The sequence below is a fragment of the Haloarchaeobius iranensis genome (assembly GCF_900103505.1).
Classification (GTDB): domain Archaea; phylum Halobacteriota; class Halobacteria; order Halobacteriales; family Natrialbaceae; genus Haloarchaeobius; species Haloarchaeobius iranensis.
In genome coordinates, this window is record NZ_FNIA01000007.1 from 142,601 (window position 1) to 159,985 (window position 17,385).

The 17,385-nt window shown below is 66.7% G+C and carries 16 protein-coding genes; 9 read left to right on the plus strand and 7 right to left on the minus strand.

Annotation, left to right across the window (positions count from 1 at the left end):
• From BLT27_RS08085 to BLT27_RS08095, 3 genes are all read right to left on the minus strand, one after another.
• Nucleotides 1-2,154 carry a type II secretion system F family protein gene (locus tag BLT27_RS08085; RefSeq protein WP_089732681.1) on the minus strand — a complete coding sequence of 718 codons (2,154 nt, stop codon included), beginning with the start codon at nt 2,152-2,154 and terminating at the stop codon, nt 1-3.
• Nucleotide 2,155: 1 nt separating this feature from the next.
• Entirely contained in the window at nt 2,156-3,853 is a 1,698-nt protein-coding gene (locus BLT27_RS08090) for a type II/IV secretion system ATPase subunit (RefSeq protein ID WP_089732683.1), read from the minus strand.
• Between the two features lie 130 nt (nt 3,854-3,983).
• A complete protein-coding gene (locus BLT27_RS08095) occupies nt 3,984-4,517 on the minus strand; it encodes a DUF7549 family protein (RefSeq protein WP_089732685.1) in 534 nt (177 codons plus the stop codon).
• A 170-nt stretch (nt 4,518-4,687) separates the two neighbouring features.
• On the opposite strand from BLT27_RS08095, the gene BLT27_RS08100 reads away from it, so the two are divergent.
• Nucleotides 4,688-5,158: a DUF5793 family protein gene (locus tag BLT27_RS08100; protein WP_089732687.1), complete on the plus strand. Its 471-nt coding sequence runs from the start codon at nt 4,688-4,690 to the stop codon at nt 5,156-5,158.
• Here the strand turns inward: BLT27_RS08100 and BLT27_RS08105 are convergent.
• Complete coding sequence (locus tag BLT27_RS08105) at nt 5,155-5,781, minus strand: RAD55 family ATPase (RefSeq protein ID WP_089732689.1); 627 nt, start codon at nt 5,779-5,781, stop codon at nt 5,155-5,157. The genes BLT27_RS08100 and BLT27_RS08105 overlap by 4 nt on opposite strands.
• 140 nt (nt 5,782-5,921) lie before the next feature.
• Here BLT27_RS08105 and BLT27_RS08110 point away from each other — a divergent pair, with 140 nt between their 5' ends.
• The 7 genes from BLT27_RS08110 (at nt 5,922) to BLT27_RS08140 (ending at nt 13,946) form a co-directional block, all read left to right on the plus strand.
• Complete coding sequence (locus tag BLT27_RS08110; protein ID WP_089732692.1) at nt 5,922-7,298, plus strand: phosphopentomutase/phosphoglucosamine mutase; 1,377 nt, start codon at nt 5,922-5,924, stop codon at nt 7,296-7,298.
• A 146-nt stretch (nt 7,299-7,444) separates the two neighbouring features.
• Nucleotides 7,445-8,593, plus strand: coding sequence for a BMP family lipoprotein (locus BLT27_RS08115; protein ID WP_089732694.1), 1,149 nt, complete (start codon nt 7,445-7,447; stop codon nt 8,591-8,593).
• 37 nt (nt 8,594-8,630) lie between these two features.
• Nucleotides 8,631-10,187, plus strand: a complete 1,557-nt coding sequence (locus tag BLT27_RS08120) for an ABC transporter ATP-binding protein (protein ID WP_089732696.1) — start codon at nt 8,631-8,633, stop codon at nt 10,185-10,187.
• Nucleotides 10,184-11,482, plus strand: a complete 1,299-nt coding sequence (locus BLT27_RS08125; RefSeq protein WP_089732698.1) for an ABC transporter permease — start codon at nt 10,184-10,186, stop codon at nt 11,480-11,482. The genes BLT27_RS08120 and BLT27_RS08125 overlap by 4 nt, the downstream gene beginning before the upstream one ends.
• A complete protein-coding gene (locus BLT27_RS08130) occupies nt 11,475-12,599 on the plus strand; it encodes an ABC transporter permease (RefSeq protein WP_089732700.1) in 1,125 nt (374 codons plus the stop codon). The genes BLT27_RS08125 and BLT27_RS08130 overlap by 8 nt, the downstream gene beginning before the upstream one ends.
• Nucleotides 12,600-12,690: 91 nt before the next feature.
• Nucleotides 12,691-13,089, plus strand: coding sequence for a cytidine deaminase (cdd, locus tag BLT27_RS08135; RefSeq protein ID WP_089732701.1), 399 nt, complete (start codon nt 12,691-12,693; stop codon nt 13,087-13,089).
• 35 nt (nt 13,090-13,124) lie between these two features.
• The gene (locus tag BLT27_RS08140; protein ID WP_089732703.1) at nt 13,125-13,946 is read left to right on the plus strand and encodes a nucleoside phosphorylase; all 822 of its coding nucleotides are present in this window, start codon (nt 13,125-13,127) and stop codon (nt 13,944-13,946) included.
• A 170-nt stretch (nt 13,947-14,116) separates the two neighbouring features.
• Here BLT27_RS08140 and BLT27_RS08145 read toward each other — a convergent pair whose 3' ends face one another.
• Together BLT27_RS08145 and BLT27_RS08150 are read right to left on the minus strand one after the other, a co-directional pair.
• On the minus strand, nt 14,117-15,277 hold the full coding sequence (locus tag BLT27_RS08145) for an NAD(P)/FAD-dependent oxidoreductase (protein ID WP_089732705.1): 1,161 nt from the start codon (nt 15,275-15,277) through the stop codon (nt 14,117-14,119).
• Between the two features lie 81 nt (nt 15,278-15,358).
• Nucleotides 15,359-15,892, minus strand: a complete 534-nt coding sequence (locus tag BLT27_RS08150; protein WP_089732707.1) for an Rrf2 family transcriptional regulator — start codon at nt 15,890-15,892, stop codon at nt 15,359-15,361.
• A gap of 127 nt (nt 15,893-16,019) precedes the next feature.
• Here BLT27_RS08150 and BLT27_RS08155 point away from each other — a divergent pair, with 127 nt between their 5' ends.
• A complete protein-coding gene (locus BLT27_RS08155; RefSeq protein ID WP_089732709.1) occupies nt 16,020-16,952 on the plus strand; it encodes an NAD-dependent epimerase/dehydratase family protein in 933 nt (310 codons plus the stop codon).
• On the opposite strand, the gene BLT27_RS08160 is transcribed toward BLT27_RS08155, so the two are convergent.
• Entirely contained in the window at nt 16,953-17,330 is a 378-nt protein-coding gene (locus tag BLT27_RS08160) for a hypothetical protein (protein ID WP_089732711.1), read from the minus strand.
• Nucleotides 17,331-17,385 lie beyond the last annotated feature (55 nt).

Genomic DNA, 17,385 nt, shown 5'->3' on the forward strand with positions numbered 1-17,385 from the left:
TCACGGGCCAGGGATGAGCAGGAGGAAGCAGGCGTAGGCCAGCGCGACGAGGATGGCGGCGTGCTTCGCTCCGGTGCGGACGTCACCCGAGGAGAGCTGACCGGCGATGAACCCGGAGAGCAGCCCCTGGAGGACGGTCGTGTGGAAGAACACCAGCGTGTACTCCGCCTTGTCGATACCGCCGGTGGCACCGATGCCCCCGACCGCGGGAACGCCCGAGGCCCCGGACTGCCCCGCGCCCGTGCCGTTGATGACGGTACCGGTACCGCTGTCCGGCAGGTTCGGGATGAGGACCGTCGAGAGCACGACGATGATGAACAGGAAGACGAAGAAGGCGATGTAGACGACCGCCATGTAGGTCAGCATCTCCTGTCTACGTGCGCGCTTCAGCCGCCGGTCCGACTTCGCCTGGCCCGCCGCGATGCGCAGGACGCTCGCGAGGTCGCCGCTGGCGTTCATCGCCTGCGTCGTCAGCGTGACGACCCGTGAGATGATGGACGTCCGCAGCCGGGACTCGAACCGCTTGAGGGCGGTCTCGACGTCCGCCCCCCAGCGGATGTCCGCCCAGACGCGCTCCAGCTCGACGTCCAGCGCACCGAGTTCGCTCCGGCGGACCCGTTCGATTGACTCGACGACGGTCATCCCGGCCTCGTTGACGCTGGCGAGACGGTCGAGCAGGTCCGGCACCGCCGACTCGATTGCCTCCGCGCGCCGTCGGTGGACCTCGAAGGCGATCGCGAACGTCCCGACCACGAACAGGAGCGTCTGGATGAGCACGTCGTCGAACGACCGGATGTCGAGTCCGGTCGCAGTGAGGCTCTGCGGGAGTCGGAACGCGACGATGAGCAGTGCGACCGGGAGCGTCACCCAGAGCACCGTCACTGGCCGTTCGATGACGGTTCGGGCCGGGTTGCCGAGCTTGCCACGGAGCCACCGGAACCGCCGGTAGGCCTCCAGCCGGTTCCGGTTCGCGGCGGTTCGGTCCGCACTCGACTCGGCCTGTTCGTAGCCGCCGTCGGTCTGTGCGTTCGAGGCGGCAGCGCCGTCGCTGAGGCGGACCCCCGCGAGCCCGTCCACCGGCGCATCGACGTCCTCGTAGCCGCGCTGGGTGGACAGCGTGTCGGTCACCGAGAGCAGGTAGACGAGGAACGCCAGGTTCGACGCCGGGAGGATGACGTAGACGAACACACGGAGGGGTTCGAGCGTGTTGCCGACCGCGATACCCATGACGACCAGGATGGTGATGAGGAACAGGGGGCCGGCGACCAGGACCGTCACGTACGCCTCCGCGAGCGTCGCGAGCAGGTCCAGCAGTTTCTCCTGCTGGGACTCGGCTTCCTCCTGGAAGTCGCGGTACTGCTGCTCCAGGAACGTAGAGAGGGACCGGCCGGACTGGAGCACGCTCGCGAGGTTCTCAGAGAACTCCTTGAACTGCGAGCTCGGCGAGCGCCGGGCCATCGTCTGGATGGCCGTGATCATGTCCTGTCCGAACATGTCCATGTTCCTGACCGCGACGCGGACCTCGTTGGCGGACTCGCCGTAGATACCGTCGTTCTCGGCGAGGATGCGCAGCACCTTCGGGAACTCCATGCCCGAGCGCGACAGCGCGTAGATGAACGCGATGGTCCTCGGGAGCGACGCCTCGATGCGGCGTTCGCGCTCGTCGGCGACGTACTGCGGATACCACCAGCGCAGCCAGTAGGTCGCCCCGGCGAAGGCGACCCCGAGGGTCAGACTCGTCACGACCATCAGGCCGAACAGTTCGATCACGGTCAGGGAGGGCAGGCCGACGAAGTCGGTGAGGAAGTGCAGCTCCGGGGGGAACGTCTGGCGGATGGTCTCGGCGTCGATGGCGAGCAGGACCAGACCGAACCAGATGACGTACATCCCCATGATGGTGCCGGCGACGGCGAAGACCGCGCTGTACAGCATCGTCTTCGCCGAGTAGGTCCGGTACGTGGTCGGCATGTGCGCCGCCCGGAGCTGTTTCTTCCGGATAGCCTTGTTCCGGCCCTTCCGGTTCGCGTACGTCCCGAAGATGAGCAGGGCGAACCGGGAGACGACGCGGTCCGCGTGCACGCTCACCGGCGCGAGGAGCACCGGCAGGACGATGAAGATCGCCAGCACCAGCGGAATCCAGCTCGTCCAGGCCATATCAGTCCGTCCCGGCCTCGGCGATCCCGGGCTCCTGGTCCATCGCCTCGATGCGCTCCAGTGCGGCCTCGGGGTCGGCGTAGTACTCGTTGATGAGCGCGGTGAACCGCCGGTAGTCGTCGATCCCCTGGTCGCGGAGGTACTCGAGGAAGCGGCGTCGGTTCCGGAGCTCCTGCAGGAGCTCCTGCTGGCTCCAGGCCCGCTCGTCGCGGATCTCGTCGAGCACCTGCGAGCCGGAGGAGCCGAACGTGTCGTCCTCGGCGTTCCAGGTGAACGCCGTCGAGTAGTCGAGCTCGCCGGTCCGCTGGTCGATGCCCTCGATCTCCGCGATGGTCTTGTTCCGGCGGACGCGCTCGCTGTCGAAGCGGGTGAGCGTCTGGACACAGAGGATGTCGAGGCTCTGGACCATCGACCGGGGGACGTTGATCGGCTCGTTCTCCAGCCGGTTGATGACGGTCCGCACGGAGTCCGCGTGCATCGTCGAGTACGTCGTGTGACCCGTGTTCATCGCCTGGAACAGCGTGATGGCCTCCTCCCCGCGGACCTCCCCGACGATGATGTACTCGGGGCGGTGGCGTAGCGCGGACCGCAGCAGGTCGTACATCGTCACGTCGGTCCCCTCGTGGAGCCGTTCGCGCGTGACCGAGGAGAGCCAGTTGTCGTGGTACAGCGTCAGCTCGCGGGTGTCCTCGATGGTCAGCACCTTCGAGCGCGGCGGGATGAACATCGAGATAGCGTTCATGCTCGTCGTCTTCCCGGACGCCGTCCCGCCGGCGAAGATGAGCGACTTGTTGCTCTCGATGGCCAGCCAGAGGTACGCCATCTGGTCGACGTTGAACGTGCCGTACTCCAGCAGGTCGATGGGTGTGAACGGCTCCTCGGCGTACTTCCGGATGGTGAACGCGGAGCCACGCGGGGTCACCTCCTCGCCCAACGCCAGCTCGGCACGCGAACCGTCCGGCAGCGTCGTCTCGACCATCGGGTCGCCGATGGAGATGTGTCGGCCCGAGTGCTGGGCCAGTCGGACGACGAAGTTGTCCAGCTCCTCCTGCGGGAAGGTGACGTTGGTCTCGATGTCGGTGTACTCGTCGTGGTAGACGAACAGCGGGAGGTCGTAGCCGTCACACGAGATGTCCTCGACGTGCGGGTCGTGCATCACGGGGTCGAGCTTGCCGTACCCACGGAACGCCCGCCAGAGGTAGTAGAACAGCTTGTGGTAGGTGGCCATGTCGACGTCGGCCCCGTACCGTTCGAGGTGGTCCAGCAGCGCGTCGTCGAGCACGTCGTCCGGGTCGCCGTCGTCGATGTCCCGCTGGTAGACCAGCGGGTCGCGGACGTCCTCGAACAGCGTCTCGAGCAGCGCGAGTTCGTACTCGTCGAGTTCGGGCTCGACGACGTGATACCGGAACTCGTTGGCGTCCTTGTCGTGGTTGATGCTGACGTACGCGTACGGGGCGTTGACCCAGTAGCGGTCGATCTCCTCCCAGCCGTCGAGCCCGTCGAAGGTGACGAGCTCCCCATGTTCGTCCGGGTAGTAGGGCTCGCGGGAGATGGTCGTCCCCCGGAGCATCTGGAGGGTGTGCTTGATTCGCTCGATCAGTGAGTCGCTCCGCCCCGAGGCGACCGCCCCGGGCGTGACGGTGCCGTCGCTCTCGTCGCTCGAGATAACGTTCGGTGCCTGCTGGCCTGGATCTGTCATCGTGTGTACGGTCGCCTCCCCTGGGACGGGCCCGTCCGACGGACCGAACGGTGGTTCTTGAAATCGATTGGGGGCACCGAGACTTAAATGAGGTGGCCAACCACGGAACGAGCGCAGATTCGCGATGGGCTCAGGCGCGGTCCGCGAACAGGTCGAGGAGGCCGAACGCGTAGAAGAAGAGGACTCCGAGCAGTCCGATGGGGACGTACAGCCCCCAGCCCAGGATGTCCGCGGGCTGGTTGGCGTGGAGCTGGACCGCTGCTGCGGTGAACGCGATACCGAGTGCGAGCATCGACGCGCCGATGGCGTAGACGCCACCTCCGGGCAGCTTCTCGACCACGTCCGATTCGAAGTACATCAGGATGCTCAGGACGACCGCGGCGACCAGGAGAACGGCTGCGACCGTCCACACGAGGTAGGCCGTCGCCTGTGCGGGGAACTGCCCGGCGTTGAGTGTGTAGTACTCCCAGGGCGTCCTGACGGTGGTCCCGTCGACGAGCCCCGTCCCGAACACGTACTGGATGCCGAAGAAGGGGAATCGGAGGACGACGAGTTCCGCGCCCTCCGCGCTGGAGGCACGGACGACCGACCAGGGCAACAGGACCGATAGCCACGTCGTGAGCACCGCGAACTCCTCGACGTACTCGGAGCTGATCCATACCATATCCTCGAACCGACGCCGCCGAACGTAAAAGCTGTCGGTGCTGTTCCACGCCGCGTCGTTTCGACGTGTCAATATCTCTACATGTCCGAAACCGCGACAGTGAGGCGGGGCTGCTTGCCTGCCCCGGTCGTTACGTTCATACTGCGTGAGACCGAAGATAGTGCTGTTGAATGAGGCGTGACTACTTCACTTTGCAGGTCAGCAACGTCGACTGGGTCGATGAGGACGGGCCCCCCGAACGGCCGACGGTAACCATCTCGTTCGAGGGACCAGTCGCCACACTGCGAGAGCGCCTCACGGGGCCGGCGGGCGAACCGCTGGACGCCGGCGAGACGGACGTCGCGTTCCGGCTCCAGACCGCGGTCGACGAGGAGGACGCGCAGGGGGTCGTCAGCGTCACGAACCGGATCACCGGTGACTTCGTCCTCGAACTCAACGAGTCCGCCGAGAACGTCCTGAAGTTCATCCGCGCCGCGCGGCGCTACGGCGAACACGCGGGCGACGAGGGCGAGTACGGGGTCCACATCCTGCTCGACGACGAGGAGTTCGTCAGCTACGACAAGAGCACGTTCCTGGTCTACAACGTCGACGGGAACCTCCTCCGCAACCAGAGTCTCATCCCGAGCGGCGTCGAACTCTAGAACCGGGTCCACCCGGTCGCCGACTCCTCGATTCCGACGACTCGACACTCGCGCGAGTCGACGCCGTGTCTGGTCTCGACGACGCCGTCGAACAGCTGTCTCAGCGTGTTCATCGTCTGCTGGTCGTGTCCATCGTCGAGCGTCACGACTCCGAGGCCCGCGACGCCACTGAGACGCCCGGTGAGGATATGCGTGAACCGGAACACGGTCTTCACGTCGGCCTCCAGCAGCATGGTCGAGAGCGAGTGCAACCCGAGCCGGGTGTCCGTCCCCCGCCCGTCCGCCCGGGCGAGGAACTCGGACGCAGCCATGCCGATGCTGCTGAAGTCCGATGGCGACGCGACGTACTCGGTGTCGGGGTTCCGGGGAGTCGACCCGCCACGACGCTCGGAGACGCAGTCCACGACCGACAGGCTGGGGTCCGCAGTCGCGGTCCTGCCTGAGATGTCGTCACGGACGGCCGGCGCGCTCTGGCTGGTCGAGACCACGACGCCGCGTTGCCCGCGTTCGATGCCCGTCGCGAGCAGGTCACAGAGCAGTTCGTACTTGCCGACGCCCTGCGGGCCGGTTACGAGGAGGTTCGTCCCGGGTCTGAGTTCGTCGACCGGTAGGTGGTCGCTCACGTCGTGCACGGAGCAACCACACCTCGAAACCGGCTTCCAGACATGGCGACAGCGTACGTGACCGGCTCGCTTAAAGCCCGGGCCCGCCGTCCGACGGGCGTATGCCACAAATTAAGTGGGCCTCGGGGCAACCCCCCGGTATGACACTGTTCGGGACGGCGGGAATCCGAGGACCGGTCGCTGAGCGCGTCACACCGGAGCTGGCGATGGCGGTCGGACGGGCGGCCGGCCGCGACGGTGACCGGTTCGTCGTCGGCCGCGACGGGCGCGACACTGGGCCCGCGCTGTCGGCCGCGATGGAGGCCGGACTGGAGAGCGCCGGCGCGACCGTGGTCCGGGTCGGCCAGCTCCCGACGCCGGCGCTCGCGTTCGCCTCGCGGGGCCGTCGCGGCGTGATGCTGACCGCCAGTCACAACCCACCGGAGGACAACGGCATCAAGCTGTTCGACGACGGTGTCGAGTACGCGCGCGACGCCGAGGAGCGAATCGAGGAACGCGTCGACGGCGAGAACGACACCGTCCCGTGGGACGAGTGGGGAGACGGCCACACCGGGGCGATCCTCGACGACTACCGGGACGCCGTGGCGGCCTACGCCCGAGGTCTGGGTGCTGGTGACTCTGAGAGGGAGCCGCTGGCGGGCCTCCGGATCGCGGTGGACTGCGGCAACGGCATGGGGAGCCTCGCGACGCCACAGGTGCTCCGGGCGCTCGGAGCCGAGGTCGTCGCGGTCAACGCCAACGTCGACGGCCGGTTCCCGGGTCGACCGTCGAAGCCGACGCCGGAGACGCTCACGGAGTTCCTGTCGCTGCTCGAGGCCGGCACGTTCGACCTCGGTATCGCACACGACGGCGACGCGGACCGCATCGTCGTCGCGACCGGCGACGGCGAGGTCGTCCACGAGGACACCGTGCTGGCGATGCTCGCCGGCCACTACACCGAGCTGAGCGACGCCGAGGACCCCGTCGTGGTGACGACCCCCAACGCGTCTGCGCGCATCGACGAACGCGTGGAAGCCGGCGGCGGTCGCGTCGAGCGGGTCCGGCTGGGTGCGCTGCACGAGGGCATCGCCCGCGAGCGGTCGGCAGGTGACGAGCACACCGAAGTTGTGTTCGCCGCCGAGCCGTGGAAGCACATCCACACCGCATTCGGCGGCTGGATCGACGGGGTCACGAGTGCCGCTGTCGTTTCGACGTTGGTCGCCGAGGCGGGCGGGCTGGCCGCACTCCGCGAACCCATCACCGAACGCCCGTACCGGAAGGTGAGCGTCGACTGTCCGGACGAGGCGAAGACGGGTGCGATGGAACGGCTCGGGACGAACCTCCCGGAGGCGTTCCCGGAGGGCGACGTGGACACCGACTACGGCGTCCGCATCGACCTCACCGACGGCTCCTGGGTGCTGGTCCGGCCGAGCGGGACCGAGCCCTACGTCCGGGTGTACGCCGAGAGCGACGACGTGGACGCCCTCGTCGACGAGGCCACCTCGGTCGTGGAGACGGCGGTCGCCGCCGAGCGCTGACCGACGGTCCGAGACAGACGGCCCGTTTTCATTCTCCCCAGAGTCGTATTTAATTTATATAGCCGGCGTATTCCCTCCCGAGACGCCCGCTACTGGCCGTCTCGCATTCCAAAGAGTTTTTTCGTGTGGTTGCAAAGGTGGTCTCCATGAGCCCGAACAGTGGTAGGCGGCGGTTCCTGAAGGGTACCGGTGCGGCCGGCACCATCGCGCTCGCAGGGTGTATCAGCAGCACAGACAACGATGGAGACGGCACGGACACCCCGACCGAGGGGAGCGACTCGACGGAGACCGAGTCGGGCGACGGCACCGAGACCCAGACCGAGGACGGGAGCGACGCCGGCGCCGACGTGAACGTCGGGATGGTGTACGCGACCGGCGGCCTCGGCGACAAGTCGTTCAACGACATGGCCCAGCAGGGTGCGCTCCAGGCCGAAGAGCAGCTCGGCATCTCGTTCGAGGAGGCACAGCCGGAGCAGAACTCCGACTTCATCCCAGCACAGCGACAGTTCGCGGAGTCGGGGGACTACGATCTCATCTCCTGCATCGGGTTCGCACAGACGGACGCGCTCACGGAGAACGCGGACCGCTACTCCGACCAGCACTTCCAGATCGTCGACTCCGTCGTCGACACCGATAACGTCGCGAGCTACGTCTTCAAGGAGGAGGAGGGCTCGTTCCAGGTCGGCCACCTGGCCGGGCTGCTGACGAGCCAGTCGTTCGAGGCCGGACAGGGCTCGACGGACTCCGACTCGACGAACGTCGGCTTCGTCGGGGGTGTCAACGCACCGCTCATCCAGAAGTTCCAGGCGGGCTTCGAGGCTGGCGTCTCGTACGCGAACGAGGACGTCGACGTCCAGAGCTCCTACGTCGGCTCGTTCAACGACGCCGCGACCGCACGTGAAGCCGCACTCTCTATGTACGACTCCGGCGCGGACATCATCTACCACGCCTCCGGTGCGTCCGGCCTCGGCGTGTTCCAGGCGGCACAGGAGCGTGGCAAGTTCGCCATCGGCGTCGACGCCGACCAGTCCCGCAGCGAACCCGACTTCGCCGACTCGATCGTCGCGAGCATGGTCAAGCGCGTCGACACCGCGGTGTTCACCGCAATCGAGAACGAGGTCAACGGGGAGTTCAACGGTGGCAGCGTCACGACGCTCGGCCTGGAGTCCGACGGTGTGGCCTGCGTCTACGGCGACGCGCTCGGCGACGCCATCCCGCAGGACGTCAAGGACCAGATCGACGCCTCCCGACAGGCCATCATCGACGGCGAAATCACCGTCCCGACCGAGCCCTGAGCCCGGTCCCAGATGAACCACGTTCCATCGGATAGCAATGAGTAACACAGCAGTCAGACTGGCAGGTATCACGAAGCGGTTCCCCGGTGTCGTCGCGAACGACCAGGTCGATCTGACCGTGGAGAAGGGGTCGGTGCACGCACTGCTGGGAGAGAACGGGGCGGGGAAAACAACGCTGATGAACGTGCTCTACGGGCTGCTCCAGCCCGAAGAGGGCGACGTGTACGTCGATGGCGAGCGCCGCGACTTCCGGTCGCCGCGCGACGCCATCGACGCGGGCATCGGCATGATCCACCAGCACTTCATGCTAGTCGACCCCATGGAGATATGGGCGAACATCGTCCTCGGCCAGGAGCCCCGGAAGTACTTCGGACTCACCGTCGACGAACAGCAGGCCATTCAGGAGGTCCGGGACCTGAGCGAACGGTACGGCTTCGACGTCGACCCGACCGAGACCGTCGAGGACGTCAGCGTCGGCGTCCAGCAGCGCGTCGAGATCCTGAAGGCGCTCTACCGCGGTGCCGACGTGCTCATCCTCGACGAGCCGACGGCGGTGCTCACACCGCAGGAGGTCGAGGACCTCTACGGGGTGCTCGACGAGCTGACCGCACAGGGTAAGACGGTCATCTTCATCACGCACAAGCTCGGTGAGGCGATGCACTCCGCGGACGACATCACCGTCCTCCGTGACGGCGAGAGCATCGCCACCGTGCCCGCCGACGAGACCAACCAGGACGAGCTCGCGGAGATGATGGTCGGCCGGGAGGTGCTGCTCGAGGTCGACGTGCCCGAGCACGAACCCGGCGAGACCACCCTCGCCGTGGACGACGTCACCGTCACCGACAGCGACGACATCGACCGCGTGAAAGACGTCTCGTTCGAGGTCCGGGGTGGCGAGGTGTTCGGCATCGCCGGTGTCGACGGCAACGGACAGTCCGAGCTGGTCGAGGCTATCACCGGTCTCGAGTCACCCACGTCCGGCCGAATCGTGATCGAAGGCGAGGACGTCACCGGCCACTCCCGCCGCCAGCGCATCGAGGACGGGATGGCGTACATCCCGGAGGACCGCCACGAGCGCGGGCTCGTGATGGACTTCGACCTCGTCGAGAACGGACTGCTCGGGAGCCAGCACTCCGAGCCGTATTCGAAGAGCGGTCGCATCGAGTGGGACACCGTCAGGGGACACGCCGAGGACATCATCGAGACGTACGACGTGCGGCCCCCGAACGCCGACGCAGACGCACACTCGCTGTCCGGTGGGAACCAGCAGAAGTTCATCGTCGGTCGCGAGTTCGAACGGGACCCATCGGTCGTCGTCGCCACGCACCCGACCCGTGGCGTCGACATCGGTTCGACGGAGTTCATCCACGAGGAGCTGCTCGACCTGCGACAGCGCGACCGCGCCGTGTTGCTCATCTCCTCGAAGCTCGACGAGGTGCGACAGCTCTCGGACCGACTCGGCGTGATGTACGAGGGCGAACTCGTCGACATCGTCGACCCCGAGGAGACCTCCGAGGAGGAGATCGGCCTACTGATGGCCGGTGAACGCCCCGACGGCATCGAGACGGTGCGGAAGACAGGAGGCAAGCCATGAGCCGGGCCCGCGACGTGCTCGAACGGCTCGTCGGTGCCTCCGGGGCCGAACGGGCCGTCATCAGTGTGGCTGCGCTCGCACTCTCGATCGTCGTCGGTGGTCTCATCGTGTTCGTCTCCGGACTCGGTGCGGCCTGCGAGGCCGGTGCCAACTACCACATCGCCATCCCGCTGCCGGGGAGCTTCGAGATTCTGCTGTTCGACGGCCGGCTCTCGATGTTCGGCTTCCAGTCCTGCTACGACCCGATCAACGTCTACGAGAAGCTCTTCATCGGGGCCATCGGTGGCCTCCCGTGGGAGAGCGGCTGGCAGCCGACGAACTTCTCGATGGAGGTGTTCCTCCAGCGGGCGACGCTGCTGCTGTTCACCGGGCTCTCCGTCGCAGTCGCGTTCCGTGCGGGGCTGTTCAACATCGGCACGCAGGGGCAGATGGTCTGGGGCGCGCTCACGTCCGCGGTCGCCGTCCTCTTCGTCGCGGACTTCGTGCCCGCCGGCGTCGCCGGCACGGTCATCCTGCTGCCCCTCGCGCTGTTCGCCGGCGCGGTCGCCGGCGGCATCTGGGGGGCAATCCCCGGCGCGTTGAAGGCCTACGCCGACGCGAACGAGGTCATCACGACGATCATGCTGAACTTCGTGGCGTACTACGCGACCACGCTGTTGGTCCGGGAGTTCTTCCAGGACCCACAGTCGACGGGCGGGACCCAGACCCGGATGGTGCCGGTCAACTCGCTCCTCCCGAGCATCCCGTTGGGGTTCCAGGAGTCGAGATTCTCCATCCTCGCGCTGGTGCTCGCGCTGGTGCTCGCAGCCGTGGTCTACTACGTGCTCTGGGGCACATCGTTCGGCTTCGACGTCCGGACGAGCGGGCTCCAGCCGGAGGCGGCGACGTACGCAGGCGTCGACGCGGAGCGCACCATCGTCAGGAGCATGACCATCTCCGGGGCGCTCGGCGGTATCGCCGGCGCGCTGTGGGTGCTCCTGGCCAACGGCAGGTTCCTGACCGGCCAGGAGGTTCCGAGCCTGGGCTTCGACGGCATCACGGTGTCCGTCCTCGCCGGAAACAACCCCATCGGCGTCGTCTTCGGCTCGGTGCTGTTCGGGGTGCTCAAGAGCGGTGGGAACACGCTGAACTTCCAGACGGACGTCCCGCCGGAGCTCGTCAACGTGCTCTCGGGGCTCATCATCCTGTTCGTCGCCATGCCGGAGTTCTTCCGTCTCATCGGCAAGTACCTCGGCGTCGGCGACGAGCCGGCTCCCGCCGCCGCCACGACCGACGGAGGTGAGGAGGATGGATAGGACCGGGCTCAGACGCAGGGCGACCGGCGTGACGGTGGCACTGCTGGCCATCGTCTCCATCTGGGGTATCCTCCAGCCGGAGTCGGCGGCCGGCGAACTGTTCTGGACAGCGACCGAGACCGGCACCATCGAGTCCTCGCTTCGACTCGCAGTCCCCATCGCGCTGACCGCTATCGGTGGCCTCTACGCCGAGAAGAGCGGCATCATCAACATCGGTCTCGAGGGACTGCTCATCATCTCGGCGTTCGTCAGCGTCCTCGTCACGGACCTGCTCGGCCCGGGTCAGTCGACGGGGATTCCGCCGGTCGTCACGTTCGACCTCGGGGGAAGCACCTACACCATCGACCCAGGGCTCCAGCTCCTGATCCCGAACATCTGGGTCGGACTCGCCGGCGGGGTCGTCGCGAGCATGCTGCTCGCGTTCCTCTTCGGTGTCATCTGTATCCGTTACCAGGCGGATCAGATAATCGCCGGGCTGGCCGTCTGGCTCATCGCCCTCGGGCTCGCCCCGTTCGCGGCGAAGGTCGTCTACGGGCAGCCCTCGACCGCCCAGGTCGGGACGTTCGACAACTGGACGATACCGGTTCTCTCGGAGATCCCTGTCGCCGGGGAGATACTGTTCGACGCGAGCCCGATGGTCATCATCATGCTCGTTTCGGTCCCCGTCGCCTGGTACGGGCTCAATCGGACCAGCTTCGGATACTGGGTCCGCGCCAGCGGGGAGAACCCGAAGGCGCTGGACACCGTCGGCGTGAACGTCGACCGCGTGCGCTACGCGGCAGTGCTCATCTCCGGGTTCTTTTCGGGGATCGGCGGGACGGCGCTCTCGCTCGGCGCGGTCGGGAGCTTCAGCGGAGCCGGCCAGACGATGGTCGACGGCCGCGGGTTCATCGCCATCGCGGCGTACCTGTTCGGCAACTACAACCCGTTCGGGGCGTTCGCCGCGTCGTACCTGTTCTCCGGGCTGCAGGCGCTCCAGATCCGGCTCCAGGGAATCGCCCCGACGGAGGTGTTCCTGATGCTGCCGTACCTCGTGGTCGTCATCGTCCTCGTACTGGTCGGCCGCACCCGACTGCCCGAGGCCGCCGGCGAGCACTACGAGTCCGGCGAGGACTGACTGGCGTTTCGAGCGGTCCACAACACCGCCTTCTCCCGAACGCCCCCGAAAAGCCGGGGGCTACTTCACCCTGGCCCGGGTACCGTGGGCCATGGACGACGCTGACCTCGTCGAGCGGGCGCGAACGGCACAGGAGAACGCGTACGCGCCGTACTCGGAGTACACCGTCGGCGCCGCGTTGTTGACCGCCGACGGCACCGTCTACGCCGGCTGCAACATCGAGAACGCGAACTACTCGAACAGCCTGCACGCGGAGGAGGTCGCCGTCGGCAAGGCGGTCTCCGACGGCCAGCAGGAGTTCGAGCGCGTCGCGGTCTCCTCCGGCGAACAGGACGGTGTTACCCCCTGCGGGATGTGCCGGCAGACGCTCTCGGAGTTCGCGGACGACGACATGGTCGTGGTCTGTGACGAGGGGGACACGAACCGGTCGTATTCACTCGGCAGCCTCCTCCCCGACGCCATCTCCGCGAAGACCCTGGGACGGGAGTGAACAGACCTTTCTTGTCGGACGGTGAAGGCGGGGCCATGACTGACGCGAGCGAAGACCCGAACCAGGAGATGCAGTACCACGTGGAGCTGACGCCTGGCGACGTGGCCGACACCGTCCTGCTGCCGGGCAACCCGGAGCGAGTCGACAAGATAACTGGCTTCTGGGACGACGCCGAGGAGGTCGCCTATCACCGCGAGTACCGCACCGCGACGGGCACCTACGACGGCGAGCCCATCTCGGTCACCTCGACGGGTATCGGCTCGCCGTCGGCCGCCATCGCGGTCGAGGAGCTGGCTCGGGTCGGCGCGGACACGTTCATCCGCGTCGGTTCCTGTGGGGCCATCCAGCCCGAGATGGAGGTGGGTGACCTCGTCATCACCACCGGCGGGATGCGACAGGAGGGAACCAGCAAGGCGTACGTCCGGGACGAGTACCCCGCGACGGCCGACTTCGAGGTCGTCAGCGCGCTCGTCGCCGCCGCCGAGCGCCTCGACTACGACTACCACACCGGCGTCACGATGTCGGCCGACTCGTTCTACTCCGGGCAGGGTCGCCCCGGCTTCGAGGGCTTCATGGCCGAGGGCGCGGAGGACCTCGTCGACCACCTGCAGGAGGCCAACGTGAAGAACATCGAGATGGAGGCCGCGGCCATCATGACCATCGCCAACATCTACGGGCTCCGGGCGGGGGCGGTCTGCTCGGTGTACGCCAACCGCGTCACCGGCGAGTTCCGCACCGAGGGCGAGCGTCGCGCCTCGGAGACCGCGTCGCTGGCGACGAAGCTGCTGGCGAAGATGGACGAGGTGAAAGCCGAGGCCGGCGTCGACCGCTGGCACGCCGGGCTCTCCATCGACTGAGTCGACGCGGCGACCGCGAACCGCGGTAGCGAACAGGTGACAGCACCGCGAGCGTGGGGTGTGTCACACACCCGCCTCGTCCCCCACGCCGTCGTCGTTCAGGACACGACGGCTCTGGGTGCGGTTTCGGATATAAAGGATCGGAGCGAGCGAGGAGCGTTCGGTCCGCGTTACAGCGCGTCCCAGGCGTTCCAGGCGCGCTTGTACGAGGTCAGGTCGGCGATCCAGCGCGCTGCGATGCCCTTCTTGAGCATCTTCGCGGGGAGGCCGCCGAAGGTAGTGATGGGAGAGATGTAGACGTCGTGGGCGACGGCGCTCTCGCCGACGGAGACGACTGTCCCCTTGTCCTCGTGCGTCCACGTCTCGAGCCGCTGGCCGTTGATAGCGCGGACGACGTTGTCGGCGACGACTTCGGCGGCCTGCCAGGCGGCCTGGGCCGTCGGCGGGGCGGGATGCTCGCCGGGCTGGTCGACGACGGCGGAGTCACCGAGGGCGAACACGCGCTCGTCGGAGGTCTGGAAGTCCATCTCGGCGTTGAGACGGTTGTGCTCGTTCTCCACGTCGACGCCGTCCATGGCGTCGCGACCGGTGACGCCGCCGGTCCAGAGGAACACGTCGAAGTCGATGGGGTCGCGCTCGTCGAAGTGGATGGTGTCCTCCTCGGCCTCCGTGATGGGGTCGTCGGTGAGGATCTCGATGTCGTTCTCCTGCAGGCGCTTGCGGAGCGCACCCTGGATCTCCGGGTCGCCCGGCGGGAAGATTTCCTCCAGCGCCTCGACGAGGTAGATGTCCATCGGCGCGCGGTGCTTGTCGCGGAACTCCGCGATCTCGCCCGCGGACTGGATGCCCGAGAGGCCGGCACCGCCGACGACCACCTGCGCCCGGTCGTCACGGGTGGCGTCCTGTGCGGCGTCCTTGACGGCCTCGTGGATCTCGAGCGCGTCGTCGAGGCTCTTGAGCGTATGGGAGTGCTCCTCGAGTCCGGGGATGCCGTAGTAGGCGGTCTGACTGCCCAGCGCGACGACGGCGTAGTCGTAGTCGACCGTCGTCTCGCCGTCGTCGACCTCGACGACGCGTTCGTCGGTGTCGAGGCCGGTGACCTCGCCCCGCACGAACTCGGTGCCGGGGTCGGCGATCTCGCCGACGGGAATCGTGATCTTGTGCTGAACCGACGGGTCCCGGATGACGCGGTGGGACTCGTGGAGAACGAGGTGGTAGTCGACGTCGGCCACCCACGTCAGTTCGATGCCCTGGCCCAACTGCTTCTGTAAGTCCTTGACCGTGCCAGCGCCCGCGTACCCCGCGCCGAGCACGACGACCTTCGTAGCCATACGGGAGCTTCAGAAACCGACCGATACAAAGGTGTTGAAACCCCGACGGGCGTGCGAGAGATTGTCAGGATAGAAGTCGCATCAGTGTTCGGGCTCTTCCGACGGCGCCGTCATCTCGCCGATACGGAGGATGATGATGTTGTTCGTGTCGTCCTTGCCGTCGACGGTGCCCTCGATGCGGAGCTTCGAGAGCGGCGTCGGGCCCACGATGACCTCGTCGCCCTCGTGGATGTCCCGGACCGAACCCTGCACGTGGATCTCGGCACGGCAGAGCTCCGGATGGTGGACCGACGAGAGGTCGATCTCCTCGACGATGGCCCCCTCGACGCTCTCGCCCTCGTGGCGGAACGGGACCGTCGCCGGCTCGTCCATCTGCTGGATCTCCAGTGCCTCGTAGGCGGCCGCTGTCGGCTTGTATCCACCTTTCGGCCCCGGTACACCTTCGACCAGCTGCAGCGCCTTCAGGCTCTGCATCTGGTTCCGGATGGTGCCCGCGTTCCGGTCGACCCGCTGTGCGATGTCCTCCCCCTTTACTGCGCTTTCGTCCTCCCGGTGTAGGTTGATCAGCGCCTGCAAGATGTTTTTCTGGCTCGGCGTTAGTTCGATAGACGACATAGCGTCCGATTGGTCGCTCGCGTCCTTAAATCCGTGGGATGCCCCTGCACACCCCGAGAAGACGGGCTGGGGCCTCACGGAGCCGTGAAGCGACAATGCTACAACCCGAGCCATCGAACGCGGCTGTATGAACGGCAACCGGGTCCTCGTGACGGGGGGCGCTGGCTTCATCGGGTCGAACCTCGCGAACCACCTCGCCGCCGACAACGAGGTGGTCGTCGTCGACGACTGCTACCTCGGCACGCCCGACAACCTCGACGACAGTGTCGAGTTCCACGAGCAGAGCGTGCTCGACGATGACCTCCCGACCGACGGCGTCGACGCGGTGTTCCACCTCGCCGCCCTCTCTTCGCTGAAGATGCACGAGGACTCACGCGAGAACCTCTGTACCGGACTGCGGGTGAACGTCGAGGGCTTCACCAACACCGTCGAGCAGGCCCGGGAGGACGGCTGTGACACCGTGGTCTACGCCTCGACCTCCTCCATCTACGGCGACCGGACCGAGCCGTCACCGGAGTCGATGGCGGTCGAGGCGAACACGGGCTACGAGGCGTCGAAGCTCGCCCGGGAGCGCTACGCCGAGTACTTCCACAACTACCACGACATGTCGATGGCGGGGCTTCGCTTCTTCTCGGTGTACCAGGGCTACCGGGGCGCAGAGGAACACAAGGGCGAGTTCGCGAACATCATCGCGCAGTTCGCCGACGACGTCGCGAACGGCGAGTCGCCGGTCATCTACGGCGACGGCACGCACTCGCGGGACTTCACGCACGTCCGGGACATCGTTCGGGGCATCGAGCTCGCTGCCGACCACGAGCTCCAGGGCATCTACAACCTCGGGACTGGCGAGCAGTACACCGCGAACGAGGTCGTCGAACGGCTCTGTTCGATTCTGGAAAGCGACGTCGAACCGGAACACGTCGAGAGCCCCATCGACGAGGACGTGTTCGTCCAGGACACGATGGCGGACGCGACGAAGATGCAGGAGGCGACGGGCTGGACGCCCGATATATCGTTCGATGAGGGGCTGGAGCGGGTCTGTGCGCCGTATCTGGAGTAGTCAGTCGAAGTCGCGGTCTTCCGTGATGCGCTCCCAGTTGCGGGCCTCCTCGTACTCGGCCTGCTCGGTGGCGTAGGTCATCAGCCTGACCACGACGAGCGGCAGGCTGTACATCCCGATGAAGCCGGCCGAGGCGACGAAGACGATGGCGACGACGTCGTGACGGGCGACGAAGATGGTCCAGAAGAAGAAGCTCCCGAGGACGGCCAGCGTCCCGAGCCGGATGGCCACCTGTTCCGCTCTGAGCTGGCGAAGGTCGTACAGCGAGTTGTTGTCGAAAACCCGACCCAGCAGTATCACTGCGAGTACCCAGACGACGAAGCGGAGAAGGAGGCTGCTCCGGCCGTCCTCGTCCGAGTGATACTCTTCCGTGCTCATGTAGTTCGGATTCTCCGTTGGGACCTTATAGCTCACCGTAGGTTAAATGTTCACC

Coding starts and splice junctions, on each gene's coding strand:
- BLT27_RS08085 (WP_089732681.1), bottom strand. CDS start 2,154: ATGGCCTGGACGAGCTGGATTCCGCTGGTGCTGGCGATCTTCATCGTC.
- BLT27_RS08090 (WP_089732683.1), bottom strand. CDS start 3,853: ATGACAGATCCAGGCCAGCAGGCACCGAACGTTATCTCGAGCGACGAG.
- BLT27_RS08095 (WP_089732685.1), bottom strand. CDS start 4,517: ATGGTATGGATCAGCTCCGAGTACGTCGAGGAGTTCGCGGTGCTCACG.
- BLT27_RS08100 (WP_089732687.1), top strand. CDS start 4,688: ATGAGGCGTGACTACTTCACTTTGCAGGTCAGCAACGTCGACTGGGTC.
- BLT27_RS08110 (WP_089732692.1), top strand. CDS start 5,922: ATGACACTGTTCGGGACGGCGGGAATCCGAGGACCGGTCGCTGAGCGC.
- BLT27_RS08115 (WP_089732694.1), top strand. CDS start 7,445: ATGAGCCCGAACAGTGGTAGGCGGCGGTTCCTGAAGGGTACCGGTGCG.
- BLT27_RS08120 (WP_089732696.1), top strand. CDS start 8,631: ATGAGTAACACAGCAGTCAGACTGGCAGGTATCACGAAGCGGTTCCCC.
- BLT27_RS08125 (WP_089732698.1), top strand. CDS start 10,184: ATGAGCCGGGCCCGCGACGTGCTCGAACGGCTCGTCGGTGCCTCCGGG.
- BLT27_RS08130 (WP_089732700.1), top strand. CDS start 11,475: ATGGATAGGACCGGGCTCAGACGCAGGGCGACCGGCGTGACGGTGGCA.
- cdd (WP_089732701.1), top strand. CDS start 12,691: ATGGACGACGCTGACCTCGTCGAGCGGGCGCGAACGGCACAGGAGAAC.
- BLT27_RS08140 (WP_089732703.1), top strand. CDS start 13,125: ATGACTGACGCGAGCGAAGACCCGAACCAGGAGATGCAGTACCACGTG.
- BLT27_RS08145 (WP_089732705.1), bottom strand. CDS start 15,277: ATGGCTACGAAGGTCGTCGTGCTCGGCGCGGGGTACGCGGGCGCTGGC.
- BLT27_RS08150 (WP_089732707.1), bottom strand. CDS start 15,892: ATGTCGTCTATCGAACTAACGCCGAGCCAGAAAAACATCTTGCAGGCG.
- BLT27_RS08155 (WP_089732709.1), top strand. CDS start 16,020: ATGAACGGCAACCGGGTCCTCGTGACGGGGGGCGCTGGCTTCATCGGG.
- BLT27_RS08160 (WP_089732711.1), bottom strand. CDS start 17,330: ATGAGCACGGAAGAGTATCACTCGGACGAGGACGGCCGGAGCAGCCTC.